Origin of the sequence: Mesorhizobium sp. M0633, from assembly GCF_040320645.1 — a bacterium.
Classification (GTDB): Bacteria; Pseudomonadota; Alphaproteobacteria; order Rhizobiales; family Rhizobiaceae; genus Mesorhizobium.
Genome location: NZ_JAMYQC010000004.1, coordinates 1 through 17,843 on the forward strand (window position 1 = coordinate 1; position 17,843 = coordinate 17,843).

The following is a 17,843-nucleotide window of genomic DNA, read 5'->3' on the forward strand; positions in this document are numbered from 1 at the left end:
TCGTCTTCACGCTGCCGGCCGAGATCGCCGACATCGCCTATCCCAACAAGGCGGTGATCTACGACCTGTTGTTCCGCGCCGCCTCGGAAGCGATGCTCACCATCGCCGCCGATCCAAAACATCTCGGCGCCCGCATCGGCATCACCGCCGTGCTGCATAGCTGGGGCTCGGCGATGACCCATCATCCGCATGTCCACATGATCGTGCCCGGCGGCGGCATCGCGCTCGATGGTGAGCGGTGGGTGTCCTGCCGGCCCGGCTTCCTCCTGCCCGTGCGCGTGCTCTCAAGACTGTTCCGGCGGCTCTTGCTGGCCAAGCTTACTGATGCCCATGCCGCCGGCCGGCTGAGGTTCTTCGGCGACAATGCTGGCCTCGGCGACAAGCGCGCCTTTGCTAAATTCCTGGCACCGCTCAAGAAGAAGAACTGGTTCGTCTACGCCAAGCCGCCCTTCGCCGGACCCGAGGCCGTGCTGGCCTACCTGTCGCGCTATACCCACCGCGTCGCCATCTCCAACAGCCGGTTGATCGCGCTCGACGAGGCGGGCGTCACATTCCGCGTCAAGGACTACCGCCGCAATGGCAGCGAGCGCTACCCGACCATGACGCTGGAAGCGGGCGAGTTCATCCGCCGATTCCTGCTCCACGTGCTACCCAAAGGCTTCCATCGCATCCGCCACTATGGGCTGCTCGCCAGTGCGCACGCCAAGGCCAACATCGCGCGCGCTCGCGAACTTCTCGCCGCGCCGCAGCCCAAGGCCGAATGCAACGGAACGGGCGCCGATGCCGCCACGCCATCGGACTGGCGGCCGCCATGTCCATGCTGCGGCGGCAGGATGATCGTCATCGAGACCTTCGAACGCGGCGGCGACCGCGCCCGCGCGCCGCCTTGGACGAGGGCGCCATGACCACAAACCGCTCTTCATCGCTCTGCATACCCGCCGAGGACTCTGGTCGTCGGCGGCCCGAGGCGATCGTGCGTCTCCGGCCGATCGCATGTCCCGCACCATCTGCAGCGCCGAAACCGCCCGCTCTTCAAGGGCCGCATCGCAATGCGCACAGCCATCGCCAGCCCATCGAGCTACGCCTGCCCACCCACCAAGCCCATCGGTGCGGTCACAACGGACCAAGCCGAACCGTCAAATCCCCATAGCCGCAAAACCGAAATCTCCACCCCGCGGGTTCCTTCCCTGGAGGCTTCCGGACGCCGGCCTCGAGCCACGCCATCTCAGTAGACGGCCGGCATCCGAAACCCATCACAATCACAGGCATAGAGGCGAGCGAGCTACACGTCTGCTTTGAGGCGAAAGCAGCCGCCCGCAGCGTAGAAGTCAAATGGCTTGGGTCAGAACCTACCATTTACCAATGTCAGCTTCATGATTCATAGGCACAGTCTTGGGAGTCAGATGCGATGGCGGAGCGTCTCAATGATCACCGCCATCGCAGGCGAGAGCTGTCGCCTGCTCGGGTAGTAGAGGTGATAGCCCGCAAATGGCGGACTCCAGTCGTCAAGCACGAGCCTAAGGCATCCCTTGGCGATGTGGTGGCTGACGAGGTTTTCCGGGACATAGGCAATCCCGAAACCGCTTATCGCAGCCTCGATCATGGGAATGGACGAATTGAAGGTGAGTTGGCCTTCCACCCGCACACGAAGGTCGCGGCCATCCCTGGCGAATTCCCAGGCATATAATCCGCCGAACGTCGCCTGCCGCATATTAATGCAGTCATGATCGACCAGATCCTGCGGTGCGGTCGGAACCGGATGGCGGGAAAAGTACTCCGGCGAAGCCACGGCCACGAGCCTCCAATCCGGCCCGATGCGCACTGCGATCATATCCCTGTCGATGCTCTCACCAAGCCGCACGCCTGCGTCGAAGCGCTCCTCCACAATGTTCTTCATGCCGTTGTCGCTGTAGAGTTCGACGCACACGTCAGGATAGTCGCTGAGCAAGGGCTGCAGCTTCGGCCAGACGGTCGTCTGGAGCGCATGGTCGGAAAGCGTGATACGGACCGTTCCGGAGGGCTTGTCGCGAAAGGCCACCAGGCTTGCGAGGTCCGCTTCGATTTCCTCGAAGCGGGGAACAAGAGATTGGAAAAGTCGCTCGCCGGCCTCGGTCGGAGCGACGCTCCGCGTCGTACGCGTCAGCAGGCGGACGCCAAGACGAGCTTCAAGCTCCTTGATTGTCGAGCTCAGGGTCGACTGCGAGGTTCCGAGCTTGGCCGCCGCCTTGGTGAAGCTGCGCTCCCGGGCGACCGCCACGAACCAGAGCAAATCCTTCATGCCATCGCGCTGCATAGGGCACCTCCCGTCGGACATTTATATCATAAGCAGATAAGTCCATGCGAATTACTCAGTCTAATAGAATGGGTTCCTCTGCAATATCTTCCAGCATGGTGACGGGGATGGGCGGCTGATCCACCCCCGTCGCCTTGCAAGGATGCCAATTATGGAAACGACCTACGACACAAGGCTTGTCGAAGACCGCGCCGCATGGGGCGCGGTGCTGTCGATGGCTCTGTGTGTTTCCGTGCTCATCGCGTCGGAATTCATGCCGGTCAGCCTGCTGTCGCCGCTAGCGGCCGATCTCGGCATCACCGAGGGCCGCACGGGACAGGCGATCTCGATTTCGGGCGCTTTCGCCGTCGTGACCAGCCTGCTGGTCGCCGGCCTCACGCGCCGGATCGACCGCCGACTGGTCGTGACCGGCTTCACCCTTCTCCTCATCGTGTCCGGGCTCACTGTCACCTTCGCGCCGAACTACGCGTTCCTCATGGTCGGCCGGGCGCTGCTCGGCATCGCGATCGGCGGGTTCTGGTCGATGTCGACCGCGATCGTCATGCGCCTCGTGCCGCAAGACATGGTTCCGAAGGGTCTCGCCATGCTAAACGCTGGCAATGCCATTGCGGCCACCATCGCCGCGCCGCTGGGCAGTTTTCTTGGCGCCTATGTCGGCTGGCGCGGCGCTTTCTTCCTCGTCGTGCCGCTTGGGCTCCTGGCGCTGGTCTGGCAGTGGACAAGCCTGCCGGCGCTGCCCCCGCGCCGGAGGAAGCGTCCAGGCAATCCGCTGGCGCTCCTCGGCCGTCTTCCTGTCGCCACCGGCATGGCGTCGATCATGATGCTGTTCATGGGCCAGTTCGCGCTCTTCACCTATCTGCGGCCCTTCCTCGAGAGCGTCACTAGGGTCGACATCGCCGCGCTTTCGGCGATCCTGCTGGCGATGGGGCTGGCCGGGGTGCTCGGCACCCTCTGCATAGGCCGGCTTTTGCGCACGCGCCTGTTCAGCATCCTCATCGTCATCCCGCTGGTCATGGCCGCGCTGGCAGCTGCGCTCATCGCCCTCGGTGCCTTGCCGGTTCCCACAGCGCTGCTGCTCGTTGCCTGGGGCTTCTTCGGCACGGCCGCGCCCGTTGGCTGGGGCACGTGGCTCAGCCGGACGTTGCCGGACGACGCAGAGGCCGGCGGCGGGCTGCAGGTGGCAGTCATCCAGCTCGCCATTACAGGCGGCGCCGCGATCGGCGGCACGCTCTTCGATACGGTCGGCTGGTGGGGTGCATTCATTTTCGGCGCGGTGCTGCTCTGTGGATCGGCGCTCGCCGCCTTTGCAGCATCGCATTTGGCCCGGAGGTCGCAGCCATGACGGCAGCCATGACGATCGACCGTCCGGACCTCAGCCGCCGCGCGTTGCTCGGCGGCGCGCTCGCGGCAACGGTCCTGCCGCGGGCCGCCCGCAGCCAGCAGGGCAGCGACCCAGGCAGCCAGGAGCCCACCGACATGAAGATCAAGATGATTTTCAATGGCCGGACCATGACCGCCACGCTCTACGACAATCCGTCGGCGCGCGACTTCTTCACCATGCTGCCGCTCGATCTCACCATCGACGACTACGCGCATAACGAGAAGATTGCCTATCTGCCGCGCAAGCTGACGGAGGAGGGCAGCGGCCCGTTCGGCAACGAGCGGCCATACGACCTTTGCTATTTCATGCCCTGGGGCAATCTGGCCATGTTCTACGCCGACTACCGCCATCCCGGGCTGATCAGGCTCGGCCGCTTCGACGCGGGCGAAGAGGCCCTACACGTAAGCGGCAAGTTCCCGCTTCGCATCGAACGCATCTGACAGGAGATCACCATGGATATTCTTCGCGCAGGCACCAGGCCGTCTGGCAACGGGCCTTCCGACTGGTTCACCGGCACGGTCCGCATCGATCCGCTGTTCAACCCGTTCGACGCCGCGCGCGTGCAGGGCGCGCAGGTGACGTTCGAGCCGGGCGCCCGCACCGCCTGGCACACGCATCCGCTTGGACAGACGTTGATCGTCGTCTCCGGCCTCGGCCTCGTTCAGAGCGAGGGCGGGCCGGTCGAGGAGATCCGTCTCGGTGACGTTGTCTGGTTCGCACCCGGCGAGAAGCATGGGCACGGTGCCTCACCCGAGACGGCCATGATCCACATTGCCCTCCAGGAGGTCAAAGACGGCAAGGTGGTGGACTGGCTGGAACACGTCAGCGACGCCGACTACGGCGCCTGACATCGATTGAACGAAAGGAAAGCAAAATGCTCGCAACCGTTCTTCATAAGCCCGGCGACATCCGCTGCGAGGAAGTCGAAGACCCAAGGATCCTTCGCCCGACGGATGCTATCATCAAGCTCTCGGCGAGCTGCATCTGCGGCTCGGACCTGTGGCCCTATCGCGGGCTGCAGCCGGTCAACGGCCCGATGCATATGGGCCACGAATATTGTGGCATCGTCGTCGAGGTCGGCGCAGAGGTGCGCACGGTCCGTCCCGGCCAGTTCGTCGTCGGCTCGTTCTGCCTCTCCGACAATACCTGCCCGCATTGCCGCTTCGGCTTCCAGTCGTCCTGTGTGCAGCGCGAGTTCATGTCGGGCGCGCAGGCGCCTTACGCCCGCGTGCCGTTGGCGGATGGCACACTGGTCGCCACCGCCGAGGTGCCGCCGGCCGAACTCATCCCTGACCTGCTGGCTGTGTCCGATGTGCTCGGCACCGGCTGGTATGCGGCCGACGCAGCCGAGGTCCGAGAAGGATCGACGGTGGTGGTGGTCGGCGACGGTGCGGTCGGCCTGATGGGCGTGCTTGCGGCCAAGGAGATGGGCGCCGAGCGCATCATCGCCATGAGCCGGCACGCCAGCCGCCAAAAACTCGCCCGCGAATTCGGCGCGACCGACATCGTCGCTGAGCGCGGCGAGGAAGGTGTGGCCCGGATCAAAGGGCTCACTAAGGACGTCGGCGCGGACTCGGTGCTGGAATGCGTTGGCACGGCGGAATCCTTCGACCAGGCGCTGGCCTGCTCTCGCCCCGGCGGCACCATCGGCTATGTCGGCGTGCCGCATGGCGTGAGCTTCGATGGCCAGAATCTCTTCTTCGGCCAGAAGCGCATGCTGGGCGGCCCCGCGCCGGTGCGCCGCTTCCTGCCCGACCTCATGGACCGTGTGCTCAAGGGCAGGATCAAGCCCGGCAAGGTCTTCGACCTCAAGCTGCCGTTGGCCGAGGTCGCTGAAGGCTACCGCGCCATGGACGAGCGGCGCGCCATCAAGGTCATGCTTTCGGTGTAAGCGAAGATTGGGCGGACGGCCTGTCCGCACCCACAAACCAGAAAAAGAACAACGACATATGACGATGAGATTGAAGATCGCTGCGCTTGCGCTTTCGGTCGCCACGCCGGCTTTCTCCCAAGAGTCCCCGATCATCGGCGCATGGCGCATGAGGTCGCTCGAGGCCGGTGCCGAGGGAAACCTCAAGCCCGTGCCATATTCCGGCCAGGTCATCTTCACCGAGGCCGGCACCCTCTCGGTGCAGGCCCAGAACCCCGACGCTAAGGCGCCGGACACGCCTTACACGGCGAATGGCTACGAAGCCTATTACGGGCCGGTCGCCATCAACGACCAGGACAAGACCTTCGTCATCACGATCGAGTCCTCCCTGGTCCGCAACCTTGTCGGGAAGAGCATGAAACGCAAATTCGAAGTCTCGGACAACAAACTGGTCCTGACGCCGGACAATCCGGCCGAAGGCTGGCGCGTGACCTACGAACGTTACTGATCGGAACAGCCCGGCTGTCAAAGTGTTATCGGTGGCCACAATGGCGCGGACTTCTGACCGAAATGGCGCGATGGCGGAACTGGTGCCAATCATGGCGGCTGTCTTCGCCGGCTTCCTCCTGATCGGCTTGGCGCTACCCGTCCTGCCGCTGCATCTTCACCAGCAACTCGGCTTCGGCCCCTTCGCAGTCGGGCTGGTGACGGGCAGCCAGTTCGTCGCCTCGATGCTGTCGCGCATTGGAGCCGGAAATTATGCCGATGGGCGCGGCGGCAAGCGGGCCGTCGTCGTCGGCCTCATTGCCGCTGCCCTGGCGGGGTTCATTTACCTCGGCTCGCTGGCATTGCTCGACCGGCCGGCAGCGTCCGCATCGGCGCTCTTCGCCGGCCGGGCGGTACTGGGCGCGTCTGAGAGCTTCATCATCACAGGCGGCGTCGCCTGGGGCCTCTCCCTTGCGGGCGGACAGAACTCCGGAAAGGTCATAGCTTGGGTGGGCACGGCGATGTTCGCAGCACTCGCGCTAGGCGCGCCGATCGGATCTGCGCTTTACACGGCGAGCGGCTTCGCCGCGATCGCACTCGCGACGGTCGGCCTGCCACTTGCGACGCTGCTTGCCATCCTGCCTATGCGTGGCACCAGCCTCGCCGCGAGCGCCGCGCGACAGTCATGGACGAGCGTGGCGCAAGCGGTCTGGCTTCCCGGCGTCGGAGCTGCTTTCAGCAGCCTTGGCTATGGCGCAATCCTGTCCTTTGGCGCGCTGCTCTTTGCCGAACGCGGCTGGCAGCCGGTCTGGCTTCCCTTCACCACTTATGCCGCGTCGCTGATCGCGGCAAGGCTGTGCTTCGGCCACCTGCCTGACAGGTTAGGGGGCGCGCGCGTCGCCGTGATCTTCGTGGCGGTCGAGGCGGCAGGGCTGATGCTGATCTGGCTTGCGCCCGGGCCTGTTCTCGCCGCCATCGGAGCGGGCCTGACTGGCCTCGGCTACTCGCTGGTCTATCCCGGTTTCGGTGCCGAGGCCGTAAGCCATCTTCCACCACGCAGCCGCGGCCTGGCCATGGGACTCTACACCGTCTTCCTCGACATGGCGCTCGGCTTCGGCAGTCCGGCGCTCGGCTTGGTCGCTGGGTCGGCCGGGCTGCAATTCGTCTTCTTCGCCGTCGCGACGGCGACGCTTCCGGCGTTGGGCATCGCTCTGCTGCTGGGTCGCCGTAACGCTCCACTATAGAGCCGGATAGTCTGGGCTCGAGATGTCGCGCAACTACGATCGCTCCCGCTTCGCGAGAAGCTGAGGCATCAGCCGAACCTGCTTTTGGTGGCGATAGAGGCCGATCAGGTCGTCGGATCGATCATGGCCGGGTATGACGGCCATCGAGGGTGGATATCGCGCATCGCTACCTTGCAGTCCCATCGCCAAAAAGGGATCGGCGAGGCCCTCATCCATGAGGCCGAAAGGCGGCTCGCCGGCCTTGGTTGCATAAAGATCAACCTCCAAATTGTCGCTTCCAATTCGACGGTTCTTGGGTTCTACCGACAGTGCGGATACGAGGTCGAGGAGCGCATAAGCATGAGCAAACTGTTGCCGAAAGTTTGAGGTGCTCCGCCGATTAACTCGTCGTCGCGGCTCGACGGCTCAGGTCCATTGGAATCTTGCTGCCGGTCATTATTGTGGCAGGCGAACCTCTCCGGGTGAATCGCGCTGCGGGATACGGCCGACGGCCGAAGCCGGGCGAAGTCCAGCCAGCCGGAGGGAGCCCTACATACGGTCGAATTACTGGAGCAGTGAGGACATGCATGCAGATCGCATCCAAGCCACGCGTCCGCCTGGCAAGCCGTCAGGAACTGGATGGAATTGGGTTGCTCGTCTCGGAGGCTTTCGCATCGTTACGGCCCGTTCTGGCACCGCACATCTTCGAGCCCTACGTCAAGGATGCGCGGGATGTCGCGGGGCGATGGGCGAAAGCTAGCGTCGCGGTGCTCGAAGCCGAGGGACGCCTCGTCGGGACGGTCACCTACTACGCCGATGCCGCCTTTGACGGCATGGGCTGGCCGCCCGGGCTGGCAGGCCTCAGGACTCTCGCGGTTGTTCCCTCGGCACAGGGCCGCGGATATGGCCGCGCGCTTTGCGAATGGTGCGTCATGCAAGCGCGTCTGCAGGGCTCAGGCGGCCTTGCGCTTCACACTGCCTCGTCCATGACGTCTGCATACAAGCTGTATGAAAGCCTTGGCTTCGAGAGACGCCCCGCCCACGACCTTTTCGCCTCCGACATTATTGGCTTTGATCCAGCACTCGGCGATCAGCAGATCATCGCCTACCTGCTGCCGCTCAAGCAGGTCGAGAGCAGCCGCGATCGATAATGTTCGACCGCCGTTTGAACGGACGGAGGCATCATCTCGCTTCCGGATGCTGTCCGCAGCTTCCACCGTTTGTCTCGATGCGAGCAGATCCTAGCCTTTCGTATAGTCAGGCCCAAAACGAGTCGGCAGGTTGTCGGCGAGTTTCAACCAAGGGAGCTTCTCCTCAAAAGCGACATGCAGCGTAGGTGCAAAATTTTCTGGCTCTTCCATTGCTGCCGAAAAAAAATGCATGACATCAGACATGTTTTTTGAGCGGAAGGACAGCGGCGTGCCACAGTGATTGCAAAATGTTCTTTCCACACCGGGAGAAGAGTTGAATACCTTCGGTAGCTTGCCCAGCCATCGCCATTGGCCGTCCAAGACTCCAATATAGGAGGTCATCGGCGCAGAACATTGCCGCCGACAACTTTCACAATGACAGACCACGCAGGCCTGTGCCGGGCCATCGACTTCAAAGGCAATAGCGCCACATAAGCAATGACCACGCATGCAAATTCTCCTTGAGCCAACAAGGACAGCTTCATGCCTGGGCGTGAGGGAGGCGCCATGAAATGCGTCGAGCTGGCGCCCAATTCCGACATTCGGCGCTGGCGATTGTCCTCGCGTGCGCGAGGCGTTGCCTCCAAGCTGCCTTCACTACCCCCTTTCGGCATATAGAAATGTTCGTAGAGTTTCTCCGCCGGGCCGCTGAATTCACGGCCTGGCAGATCTATCGCAACCCGAACACTACAGTGGAATTGCGGTCACTTCCTTGGCCGTTCGGATCACGAACATCGTGTGGTATCGCGCGACGTTGCTTCGGTCTCGGAACAGTCGCTCGCACAGCGCATCGAACTCTTCCATATCCGTCAGGCGGAGCATGAGGACGGCGTCGGTTTCGCCGCTTACACTGTAGGCCTGAGTGACGGCCGGTTCCTGAGCGGCCAACTCGAGAAAGTCCCTCATATACTGCTCACCATGACGCTCCAGTTCGACGGCGACGATCGCCTTCAAGCCCCGGCCAGCCTTTGCCGGTGCGAGAAGCGCGACAACGCGGCTGATGACACCGCTTTTCTTCAGTCGTCGTATGCGGCGCAGGCAGCTCGAAGGGGAAAGCCCGACTAACCCCGCCAGTTTGGCGTTAGTTCGTGAGGCATCATCCTGGAGCAGGTTGAGAAGCCTTCTGTCGATCTTGTCCATGTCGGTCACGCTCATCGTCGGTGCGTTGCAATTTTATTGCACGGAATCGCAAACTTTGACCACAAATGCGAAGCGTCTCACGCTACTCAGATGGCTCCAGGGATGATGGAGCAGCATGATGGCAATTTGCGCCGCCTTCTATCGCAAGACATTGGAGACGCTTGAAATCTATTGGGAACTGGTTCGCGTGATCGTTCCGGTTGCGATTGCCACGCGGCTGCTGCAGGACCTTGGCGTCATCCAGGCGATTTCTCCGTTCTTCTCCCCGCTCATGTTGCAGGTGGGGTTGCCACCTGAACTCGCCTTTGCCTGGCTGACGGGATTGCTGGTCGGGATCTGGGGCGCGCTTGTGATCGTACTCACCTTGGTTCCGGTTTCGGCGCTCAGCACTGCCGACATGACGGTTCTTTCGGCTCTCTTGCTGTTTGCACATGCCATTCCGATCGAGCAACGGATCATTCAGAGGGCCGGGCCGAGCTTCCTGGTCACCGCGGCGCTTCGTATTGGCGGGGGTTTGGTCTTTGCTGTCCTTCTGCATCAGATATTCGCCGTGACCGGATGGCTGTCAGGACCGGTGAAGCCGGCGTGGATGCCGACGAATGAAAGCACCGACTGGGGCGGCTTTCTCCTGGGTACGCTCAAAACCCTGGGCATCATGCTCGTTGTTCTGCTTGCGCTGAGCTGGGTGATCGAGCTTCTCAAGATGTCGGGCATTTTGGAGTGGATGAACAGAGGGCTTGCACCGCTCTTTCGGCTCGCCGGCATCGAAAAGCAGACGGTACCTTTCGCCGCTGTTGGCCTGTTTCTCGGGATTTCCTATGGCGCAGGACTGCTGATCCGCGAGGCGCGCACGCCTAGCGCCGAGCCGCGTCAGATATTCCTTGCCTGCGTGTTCATGGGTTTTGCCCACAGCCTCATTGAGGATACGTTGGTCGTTGTCACACTTGGCGCTGATGTTACGAGCGTGCTTCTCGGTCGCCTAGCGTTTGCCGTGCTCGCGACCGCCGTGATCGCAAAAGTAATCAAGGCGGTTCCCGACGCTCTTTTCTTCAAGACACTCTTCCACAAGGAAGAAGACAGTCCGCGCAATCAGATTTCGGAGCCGGCGATTAGCGGGCCGTTGACGTGAGCCCTCCTTACGCAGCAGCCGACATGTTTGTCGCATCGCTATCGCGAAAGGACGCGGCTACCCCTCGCCCGACAGATCGCGCCGCGCCTTGTCGAGTTCCTCGGCATAGCGCCGCATCAGGTGGCCTTCGGTCAGCAGACCGACCACCTTGCGATCGGTGAAATCCTCGACCACCGCCAATTCCTCGGCGCCGGCGCGCTGGAAGGTCTCGGCCGCCGATTGCACGTTCATGCTCGGCACCAGCACCGCATCCCTGAATTTGGCGAAGGACAGCACCGGCATCTCGTCATCCGACAAATGGCTGTGCAATTCGGCGACGATCAGCACGCCGACATAATGCAGGTCGGCGTCAACCGCGATGACGCGCTGCGAGGCACCGAGCGGCACCTGCTTGCGGAATTCCGCAAGCGTCGTCGAGGCGTCGATGGTGCGGACATCCTTTCGCATCATCGAGCCGACAGTCAGGCTCCGCATCCAGCCGACATCATGCGCGCTGCGGATGGTTTCGCCGCGCAGGTGAAAACGCCACGTCGAGAAGGAATAGCCGAACGTTTCGCGCACCAGGATCGCCGCCATGAGCGAGGCGGCCAGCACCACGCCGGTCAGCGTCAGGTCGCGGGTCGATTCCAGCGCCAGGAAGGTCATCGTCAACGGGCCGCCGACGACGCCGACGGCGAGCGAGGTCATGCCGACGACGGCGGCGACGGCAGGGTCGATGCCGGTCGCCGGCGAGACGAATACCATCGCGCCGGCAAACATCTTGCCGAGCAGCGCGCCGAGAAACAACGAGGCAAAGAACAAGCCGCCGCGGAAGCCGGAGCCGAGCGAGATCGCCGAGGCCGCCAGCTTCAGCACGAAGACGCTGGCCACCACGGCCAGCCCGTAATTCATCGCGAATTCGCGGTGCAGCGCGCCATGGCCGCTGGACAGGACCTGCGGCGTGACCAGCCCCAGCAGCCCGACCATCACGCCGCCGAAGGCGGGGCGCAGCGAGGCGTCGATCGACAGCCGCGCAAAGAGGCGCTCGATCAGGCTCACCAGATGCATGATGGCGATGGAAGCACCGCCGCCCAGAAGCCCGAGCAGCATGAACGGCAAATACTGGCTGACGGTGAGCTGCGGCAGACCGGCGAGCTCCAGCGGAAACGGCACGCCGCCGAACACCTCTGCGGTCAGCGAGGCCGAGATCGCGGCGGCCATCACCGGCGCAACATTGGCGACCGAGTAGATGCCGATGACTAGCTCGAAACCGTAGAAGGCGCCGGTCAGCGGCGCGTCGAAGGCGGCGGCGATCGCGCCGGCGGCACCGCAGCCGACCAGGATGCGGACATCGTTGCGGCGCAGCCTGAACAAGCGCGCCAGCCGCGACGCCAGGCCCGAACCCACCTGCGTATAGCCGGCCTCGAGCCCGACCGAAGCGCCGAAGCCGCTCGAGATCATCGTCTGCCCGGCGATGATGAAGGTGTCGGTCAGCGACATGCGGCCGCCATAAAGCGCGTTGGCTTCGATCGGATCGACCGGCGTGCGGAACTTCCGCTTTCTCAGCCAGATCACCGTCAGCCCGAGCAGGATGCCGCCGATCGCCGGGATCAGCGCCTGCTCCGGCCTTTGCAGCGAAAACATCGCCGAAAGCCGACCGCCGGGCTGAACGCCGAACATAAGCCCGTGCAGGACCTGCACCAGTCCGCTCATGCCGGTGACCAGCGCACCCGCCATCACCCCGACCAGGGCAGCCAGAATGACGACGGCAATACCGCGCGCCTCGAGCAGCGGGATCGATCTGATCAGCACCGCGCGCAACCGGCGGGCATAGACTTGCGGTTCGTTTCTGGGCGGTTCGTTTCTGGAAAGCACCGGGGCGGCTCGCCGATATTCGTGGGTGCCTGATACCCTCGGCAACATCGCATGGCAACATGCAGGCCGCCGAGGTGTCATGCCCGCGTGATGCTGCGGCGATAAACCCCATCTTCATCTCGGGGAGCCGCGTTGACGTAAACGTCAACCCGAAGCTATATGCGCCGGCGACCGTGATCGCGAAATGCGCAAGACGGCGACTTCGGCCAGATCGAAGTGTCCCGGATCGAAGTGCCAATGAGCGACAAACGCAACGAGACGAGGAGAACCGCCATGGGCGTTCAGGAAATTGCCGACAAGATCAGCGCGCGCGTGGCGAGTGCCGGGTTCGACCGTTCCGTGAAGTTCGATACCGGCGGCGACGGTGTCATCGTCATCGACGGCGCTGATGTCTCGACCATCGACGGGCCGGCCGACTGCACCATAAAGCTTTCGCTCGACGATCTGGACTCGCTGATATCAGGCGACCTCAACCCGACCATGGCCTTCATGTCCGGCAAGATAAAGGTCGAAGGCGACATGAGCGTCGCCATGGCGCTCAGCCAACTGATCGGCTGATCGCTTGAGGTGAAACAAGCCGCCGCACGATGGCGGGCGGCTTGCTTCGAACCATCAGGCAGCGAGCGGCAGTCTCTGCGCCTTCAGCTTGCGCCCTGCCGCCTTCAGCGTGCCTTGCGCGCCGTCGAGTGCGCCGACAACCAGTTCCCGCGCCAGCAGGCGGTGCCGCTCGTAAGGCCCCGGCATGGCCAGCGAGCCGGTCTTTGCGGCCGAAAACCCGAAGCGCTCGTAATAGGGCGCGTCGCCGACCAGCAGGATCGCCGCATGGCCAAGCCGCTCGGCCTCAGTGACCGCATGGCGCATCAGCGCCGAGCCGATGCCGGCATTTTTCAGCGCCGGGTCGATCGCAAGCGGGCCGAGCAGCAGCGCTGCCGTGCTGCCCTCGCCCAGCACCACGTCCCACAGCCGCACCGTGCCGGCAACAGTGCCCGACGCGTCGCGCGCGACAAAGGCCAGGCCCTCCGAAGGCCGGCGGCCGCGCCGCAGCTTTTCCGACGACTTCTTCCGGCGCTTCGGCCCCATGGCGCGATCGAGCAAAGCCTCGCGAGCCGGGACGTCGGCGGCGGTTTCGGCGACGACCGCAATCTCCCCCCTCGAGGGGGAGATGTCGCCGAAGGCGACAGAGGGGGTTGTCGCGCGTGAAGCGCCGGCCTCCATCTGCGGCAGGAGGCCGAGTCCAGTCGAACCGACCCCCTCTGGCCGCTTCGCGGCCATCTCCCCCTCGAGGGGGGAGATTCCCACGCCTTCAACGATGAGATCTGCAATGTTCATTTCCGCGATCCTTCCCAAGCGGATTGTTCCACAGGCGAGCCCGGGCGGGCGACAGGCGCCCACCGGGGATGATCTGAGCAACTCTTGCGAGGCCTCAGATCACGTAGGATCGGAGAGGCTCGAAGCCGTTGAAGGCGACCGAGGCGTAGGTCGTCGTGTAGGCGCCGGTGCCCTCGATCAGCACCTCGTCGCCGATGGTCAGCGATAAGGGCAGCGGGTACGGCGTCTTTTCGTACATCACGTCGGCCGAATCGCAGGTCGGGCCGGCGAGCACGCAAGGCGCGGTCTCGCTGCCGTCATGCGCGGTGACGATCGGATAGCGGATCGCCTCGTCCATGGTCTCGGCAAGACCGCCGAACTTGCCGATGTCGAGGAACACCCAGCGCACATTGTCGTTATCGGCCTTCTTCGAGATCAGCACGACCTCCGACTTGATCACCCCGGCATTGCCGACCATGCCGCGGCCCGGCTCGATGATCGTCTCGGGGATGGCGTTGCCGAAATGCTTCCTGAGCGCCGAGAAGATCGCCTGGCCATAGGCCTGCGCCACCGGCACATCCCTGAGATAGCGGGTCGGGAAGCCGCCGCCCATATTGACCATCTTCAGCACGATGCCTTCGTCGGCCAGCGTCGCGAACACCTTCTTGGCGTCGGCCAGCGCGCGATCCCAGGCGGTCAGGTCGGTCTGCTGCGAGCCGACATGGAATGATACGCCATGGGCGTCGAGGCCGAGCGCCCTGGCATGGCGCAGCACGTCGACCGCCATCGCCGGCACACAGCCGAACTTGCGCGACAGCGGCCATTCGGCACCCTCGCCGTCGGTCAGGACGCGGCAGAACACACGGACGCCGGGAGCGACGCGGGCGATCTTCTCGACCTCCTCGACGCAGTCCACCGCAAACAGCCGGATGCCGAGCTGGTAGGCGCGCTGGATGTCGCGCTCCTTCTTGATGGTGTTGCCGAAGGAGATGCGGTCCGCCGGCGCACCGGCGTCCATCGCCATCTCGACTTCGGCAACGGAAGCGGTGTCGAAGGACGAGCCCATCGCAGCAAGCAGGCGCAGGATTTCCGGCGCCGGATTTGCTTTCACCGCATAGTAGATCTTGGAATCGGGAAGCGCCTTCTCGAAGGCGCGGAAATTGTCGCGCACGACATCGAGGTCGACGACGAGGCACGGGCCGTTCGGACGTCGGGTGGCGAGAAAGTCAAGGATGCGCTGGGTAGCCATCGGGGTCTCTCCATCAGCGCCTTTCGGCGCGCACAAAGGCTTGCGGACGCGGGCTCTCGGCCTCGCGAACACGCGGTGGACAAAGGCGGGACGGAAATCCATGGAACCAGCCGGTGGAGACCCCGGAACCATGAAGCGCCGTCTCGCGGCGGTGAACCTTGGCCTTGCCCGGCCTCGGTTCGCTTTGTCTGCCTTGGCTTGGATGGGAGACCCGTCCGCACTGCCGGCAATGAAGGTGTGCCTCTTCAGTAACCCCGGTCTTTGGACGACCGGCAGAACACCAGAAAGGCCCGCACCGTCGTTGCTTCAAGGTGTCCTCGGTTGGCGGTTGGCCGCTAAACCGACTGGAGGGGTTGGCTCCAGTTACCTTACCGATTGCCCTCACCATTCGAGGATCGGCGGACACCCACAGGCACGTGCGACTTTGGGCAAGCGCGATATAAGATCGAAAGATTTCACAATCAATAAAAATCGTATCGCAGGTTGTAAAATTTGTGGCATCGAACAATGCTGCGGGACCAGAAGAACAATGCTGCGGCAAGCACACCCGGATATCGAACGCATGACAGGCACTCGCGGCCCGCTGAACGCTTTTCTCGATCTTGATCAAGTCCCTGTTACCAATGCGCAATCCGGCCCGCTTGCCGGCTTGCGGTTGGCCGTCAAGGATATCTTCGACGTCGCCGGGTACCGCACCGGTTGCGGCAATCCGCAGAAATACCGCGAAGCCTCGCCGGCCACGGCCACCGCGCCGGCCGTCCAGACGCTGCTTGATTCGGGCGCCCGCTTCGTCGGCAAGACGCAGACCGACGAACTCGCCTTTTCCCTGCTGGGGCTGAACGCGCATTTCCCATCGCCGATCAATCCGGCGGCACCCGACCGCGTCACCGGCGGCTCGTCCTCGGGTTCTGCTTCTGCAGTCGCCGGCGGGCTGGCCGATATCGCCACCGGCTCCGACACCGGCGGCTCGATCCGTGCGCCGGCAAGCTTCTGCGGCCTGATCGGCCTCAGGACCACGCATGGCCGCATTTCGCTCGACGGCGCCATGCCGCTGGCGCCTTCGCTGGACACGTTCGGCTGGTTTGCCAGGGATATCGTCACCTACGAAAAGGTCGGCACGGTGCTGCTCGGCGACGATCCGCACCGCCACGAACTGGTACGCCCTCTTGCCCTCGACGCGCTGGACAGCCTCGTGCTCGGCCCGCTGGAGGCCGAGGAATATCGCGCCATGGTCCGCAGTGTCGCTTCGGTGCTGGGCGCGCCGCGCAGCGTTGGCCCGCTGTCGCATTCCACCGACGATCTTTATTGGTGCTTCCGCAAGCTGCAAGGCTATGAAGCCTGGCAAAGCCACGGCGCCTGGATCGCTGGCGGCGACCGCATGCTGGGACCCGGCGTCAAGGAGCGCTTCGAGCATGGCGCGACCGTCGGCCCGGCAACCGCGCAGCACGAAACGGAACGTCGCGTTTCGTTTCGCCTCGAGCTTACCGACCTGCTTGGCGAGGACGGCGTTCTTGTGCTTCCGACCGCTCCGGGTGCCGCGCCGCTCAAGGCCGAATTATTTGATGATTTGCAGATCTATCGCGAGCGCGCGCTGAGATTGCTGTGTCTTTCCGGCCTGTCTGGATTTCCGCAGATCACGCTGCCGCTCGGCAAGACCGGCGGGGCGCCGTTCGGTCTTTCGCTGCTCGGCCCGAAGAACAGCGACCGGCAGTTGATTACGCTCGCCGCCCGCATCCTTTCAGCCCACCAAGGAGGCGCATGACATGGATACGCTGACCCGCATGCGCGCCTTCATCGATGTCGTCGAGGCCGAAGGCTTTTCGGCGGCGGCACGCAAGATCGGCCGCTCGAAGGCGCTGCTGTCGAAATATGTGCGCGAGCTGGAGGACGAGCTCGGCGCGCTACTGCTCAACCGCACCACCAGGCAGTTCTCGATGACCGAAGCCGGCCACACCTATTACCGGCGCGCCTCGGAGATCGTGCGCGAGGTCGACAGCCTTGCCGATGCGGTGCGCGAATCCTCCGGCGACGTGCGCGGCAGGATCAAGCTGTCGGCGCCGCGCACCTTTGCCGACGCGCCGATCGGCCAATCGCTGATCGACTTCGCCAAGCAGCATCCCGACATCGTGCTCGACATTCATCTCGACGACCGCTTCGTCGATCTGGTCGAAGAGGGTTTCGATCTGGCAGTGCGCATTTCGCGGCTGGAAAATTCCTCACTGATCGCCAGGCGCCTGGCGCCGTTTTCGGTACGGCTTTGCGCGTCTCCCGAACTGATCGCCAAGCACGGCATGCCGGTCAGGGCGCAAGACCTTGCCCGCGTGCCTTGCATCATCGACACCAATGGCCGCTGGCTCACCAACTGGCCGTTCAAGGGCGACGGTGCCGATACGGTGAGTGTTTCGGTCTCCGGCCCGATCGAGGTCAACAGCCCGATGGCGGCGAGGGCGGCCGCCGTGGCTGGACTGGGGTTTTCCATCCTGCCGGATTTTATCGCCGCGCCCGACATCGAAAGCGGCAAGCTGGTGACTGCGCTGGATGACCGCATTCTGCCCGGCGGCGGCATTTTTGCTGTCTATCCGCACCGGCGCTATCTGCCTGCAAAAGTTCGCGTTTTCGTCGACTTCCTGGTGCAGTGGTTCAAGACGCTGGACAACGCATGAGCTTTCAGCCGCGTTGCGGTCCCATTTTCGCCCGCTTTCTGGTAACTGTCGGCAATT

At 63.7% G+C, this 17,843-nt stretch carries 19 protein-coding genes; 13 read left to right on the forward strand and 6 right to left on the reverse strand.

All coding sequences use genetic code 11. The annotated features are described in order from the left end of the window. Positions 1-905: IS91 family transposase (locus tag NKI47_RS05050; RefSeq protein WP_352588026.1), on the forward strand; the 905-nt coding region annotated here is incomplete at its 5' end. Positions 906-1,399: 494 nt separating this feature from the next. Here NKI47_RS05050 and NKI47_RS05055 read toward each other — a convergent pair. Next, positions 1,400-2,293, reverse strand: coding sequence for a LysR family transcriptional regulator (locus NKI47_RS05055; protein ID WP_023675440.1), 894 nt, complete (start codon positions 2,291-2,293; stop codon positions 1,400-1,402). A gap of 151 nt (positions 2,294-2,444) precedes the next feature. Here NKI47_RS05055 and NKI47_RS05060 point away from each other — a divergent pair, with 151 nt between their 5' ends. The 8 genes from NKI47_RS05060 to NKI47_RS05095 all read left to right on the forward strand — a co-directional run bounded on the left by NKI47_RS05060 (position 2,445) and on the right by NKI47_RS05095 (position 8,404). Then, the gene (locus tag NKI47_RS05060) at positions 2,445-3,635 is read left to right on the forward strand and encodes an MFS transporter (protein ID WP_031211387.1); all 1,191 of its coding nucleotides are present in this window, start codon (positions 2,445-2,447) and stop codon (positions 3,633-3,635) included. Beyond that, positions 3,632-4,114 (forward strand): cyclophilin-like fold protein, encoded by a 483-nt coding sequence (locus tag NKI47_RS05065; protein WP_502894480.1) that lies wholly within the window; start codon positions 3,632-3,634, stop codon positions 4,112-4,114. The genes NKI47_RS05060 and NKI47_RS05065 overlap by 4 nt, the downstream gene beginning before the upstream one ends. Before the next feature lie 12 nt (positions 4,115-4,126). Beyond that, positions 4,127-4,522: a (R)-mandelonitrile lyase gene (locus tag NKI47_RS05070; RefSeq protein ID WP_023675437.1), complete on the forward strand. Its 396-nt coding sequence runs from the start codon at positions 4,127-4,129 to the stop codon at positions 4,520-4,522. Positions 4,523-4,548: 26 nt separating this feature from the next. Further along, on the forward strand, positions 4,549-5,565 hold the full coding sequence (locus tag NKI47_RS05075) for a zinc-dependent alcohol dehydrogenase family protein (RefSeq protein WP_023675436.1): 1,017 nt from the start codon (positions 4,549-4,551) through the stop codon (positions 5,563-5,565). A gap of 58 nt (positions 5,566-5,623) precedes the next feature. Further along, a complete protein-coding gene (locus NKI47_RS05080; protein ID WP_352588029.1) occupies positions 5,624-6,052 on the forward strand; it encodes a lipocalin-like domain-containing protein in 429 nt (142 codons plus the stop codon). 40 nt (positions 6,053-6,092) lie between these two features. After that, positions 6,093-7,274, forward strand: a complete 1,182-nt coding sequence (locus NKI47_RS05085; protein ID WP_352568106.1) for an arabinose transporter — start codon at positions 6,093-6,095, stop codon at positions 7,272-7,274. A 6-nt stretch (positions 7,275-7,280) separates the two neighbouring features. Next, on the forward strand, positions 7,281-7,640 hold the full coding sequence (locus tag NKI47_RS05090; protein ID WP_352568312.1) for a GNAT family N-acetyltransferase: 360 nt from the start codon (positions 7,281-7,283) through the stop codon (positions 7,638-7,640). Positions 7,641-7,840: 200 nt separating this feature from the next. Next, positions 7,841-8,404 carry a GNAT family N-acetyltransferase gene (locus tag NKI47_RS05095; protein WP_352568107.1) on the forward strand — a complete coding sequence of 188 codons (564 nt, stop codon included), beginning with the start codon at positions 7,841-7,843 and terminating at the stop codon, positions 8,402-8,404. Positions 8,405-8,494: 90 nt separating this feature from the next. Here NKI47_RS05095 and NKI47_RS05100 read toward each other — a convergent pair whose 3' ends face one another. Further along, positions 8,495-8,893, reverse strand: a complete 399-nt coding sequence (locus NKI47_RS05100; RefSeq protein ID WP_352568108.1) for a GFA family protein — start codon at positions 8,891-8,893, stop codon at positions 8,495-8,497. Between the two features lie 237 nt (positions 8,894-9,130). Beyond that, entirely contained in the window at positions 9,131-9,583 is a 453-nt protein-coding gene (locus tag NKI47_RS05105) for an Lrp/AsnC family transcriptional regulator (protein ID WP_023675430.1), read from the reverse strand. Between the two features lie 118 nt (positions 9,584-9,701). Between NKI47_RS05105 and NKI47_RS05110 the strand changes: the two genes are divergently transcribed. After that, complete coding sequence (locus NKI47_RS05110; protein WP_352588034.1) at positions 9,702-10,712, forward strand: nucleoside recognition domain-containing protein; 1,011 nt, start codon at positions 9,702-9,704, stop codon at positions 10,710-10,712. 57 nt (positions 10,713-10,769) lie between these two features. Here the strand turns inward: NKI47_RS05110 and NKI47_RS05115 are convergent, their stop codons facing one another. Continuing rightward, positions 10,770-12,512, reverse strand: coding sequence for a chloride channel protein (locus NKI47_RS05115; RefSeq protein WP_502898024.1), 1,743 nt, complete (start codon positions 12,510-12,512; stop codon positions 10,770-10,772). Positions 12,513-12,839: 327 nt separating this feature from the next. Between NKI47_RS05115 and NKI47_RS05120 the strand changes: the two genes are divergently transcribed. Then, positions 12,840-13,124, forward strand: a complete 285-nt coding sequence (locus NKI47_RS05120; RefSeq protein ID WP_352588487.1) for an SCP2 sterol-binding domain-containing protein — start codon at positions 12,840-12,842, stop codon at positions 13,122-13,124. A 54-nt stretch (positions 13,125-13,178) separates the two neighbouring features. Here NKI47_RS05120 and NKI47_RS05125 read toward each other — a convergent pair whose 3' ends face one another. Next, positions 13,179-13,781, reverse strand: coding sequence for a GNAT family N-acetyltransferase (locus NKI47_RS05125; RefSeq protein ID WP_352588490.1), 603 nt, complete (start codon positions 13,779-13,781; stop codon positions 13,179-13,181). A gap of 208 nt (positions 13,782-13,989) precedes the next feature. After that, the gene (odc2, locus tag NKI47_RS05130) at positions 13,990-15,123 is read right to left on the reverse strand and encodes an ornithine/lysine decarboxylase (RefSeq protein WP_352588039.1); all 1,134 of its coding nucleotides are present in this window, start codon (positions 15,121-15,123) and stop codon (positions 13,990-13,992) included. A gap of 562 nt (positions 15,124-15,685) precedes the next feature. Here odc2 and NKI47_RS05135 point away from each other — a divergent pair. Both NKI47_RS05135 and NKI47_RS05140 read left to right on the forward strand, forming a co-directional pair. Continuing rightward, a complete protein-coding gene (locus NKI47_RS05135) occupies positions 15,686-16,885 on the forward strand; it encodes an amidase (protein ID WP_352588042.1) in 1,200 nt (399 codons plus the stop codon). A gap of 1 nt (position 16,886) precedes the next feature. Further along, a complete protein-coding gene (locus tag NKI47_RS05140) occupies positions 16,887-17,786 on the forward strand; it encodes a LysR family transcriptional regulator (protein ID WP_352588045.1) in 900 nt (299 codons plus the stop codon). The last annotated feature ends 57 nt before the right edge of the window (positions 17,787-17,843 follow it).

Excerpts from the sequence above, each read along its gene's own strand:
- NKI47_RS05075 (WP_023675436.1), top strand. The coding sequence starts at position 4,549 with ATGCTCGCAACCGTTCTTCATAAGCCCGGCGACATCCGCTGCGAGGAA.
- NKI47_RS05085 (WP_352568106.1), top strand. The coding sequence starts at position 6,093 with ATGGCGCGGACTTCTGACCGAAATGGCGCGATGGCGGAACTGGTGCCA.
- NKI47_RS05070 (WP_023675437.1), top strand. The coding sequence starts at position 4,127 with ATGGATATTCTTCGCGCAGGCACCAGGCCGTCTGGCAACGGGCCTTCC.
- NKI47_RS05110 (WP_352588034.1), top strand. The coding sequence starts at position 9,702 with ATGGCAATTTGCGCCGCCTTCTATCGCAAGACATTGGAGACGCTTGAA.
- NKI47_RS05135 (WP_352588042.1), top strand. The coding sequence starts at position 15,686 with ATGACAGGCACTCGCGGCCCGCTGAACGCTTTTCTCGATCTTGATCAA.
- odc2 (WP_352588039.1), bottom strand. The coding sequence starts at position 15,123 with ATGGCTACCCAGCGCATCCTTGACTTTCTCGCCACCCGACGTCCGAAC.
- NKI47_RS05120 (WP_352588487.1), top strand. The coding sequence starts at position 12,840 with ATGGGCGTTCAGGAAATTGCCGACAAGATCAGCGCGCGCGTGGCGAGT.
- NKI47_RS05060 (WP_031211387.1), top strand. The coding sequence starts at position 2,445 with ATGGAAACGACCTACGACACAAGGCTTGTCGAAGACCGCGCCGCATGG.
- NKI47_RS05095 (WP_352568107.1), top strand. The coding sequence starts at position 7,841 with ATGCAGATCGCATCCAAGCCACGCGTCCGCCTGGCAAGCCGTCAGGAA.
- NKI47_RS05100 (WP_352568108.1), bottom strand. The coding sequence starts at position 8,893 with ATGCGTGGTCATTGCTTATGTGGCGCTATTGCCTTTGAAGTCGATGGC.
- NKI47_RS05125 (WP_352588490.1), bottom strand. The coding sequence starts at position 13,781 with ATGGAGGCCGGCGCTTCACGCGCGACAACCCCCTCTGTCGCCTTCGGC.
- NKI47_RS05105 (WP_023675430.1), bottom strand. The coding sequence starts at position 9,583 with ATGGACAAGATCGACAGAAGGCTTCTCAACCTGCTCCAGGATGATGCC.
- NKI47_RS05065 (WP_502894480.1), top strand. The coding sequence starts at position 3,632 with ATGACGGCAGCCATGACGATCGACCGTCCGGACCTCAGCCGCCGCGCG.
- NKI47_RS05055 (WP_023675440.1), bottom strand. The coding sequence starts at position 2,293 with ATGCAGCGCGATGGCATGAAGGATTTGCTCTGGTTCGTGGCGGTCGCC.
- NKI47_RS05140 (WP_352588045.1), top strand. The coding sequence starts at position 16,887 with ATGGATACGCTGACCCGCATGCGCGCCTTCATCGATGTCGTCGAGGCC.
- NKI47_RS05080 (WP_352588029.1), top strand. The coding sequence starts at position 5,624 with ATGACGATGAGATTGAAGATCGCTGCGCTTGCGCTTTCGGTCGCCACG.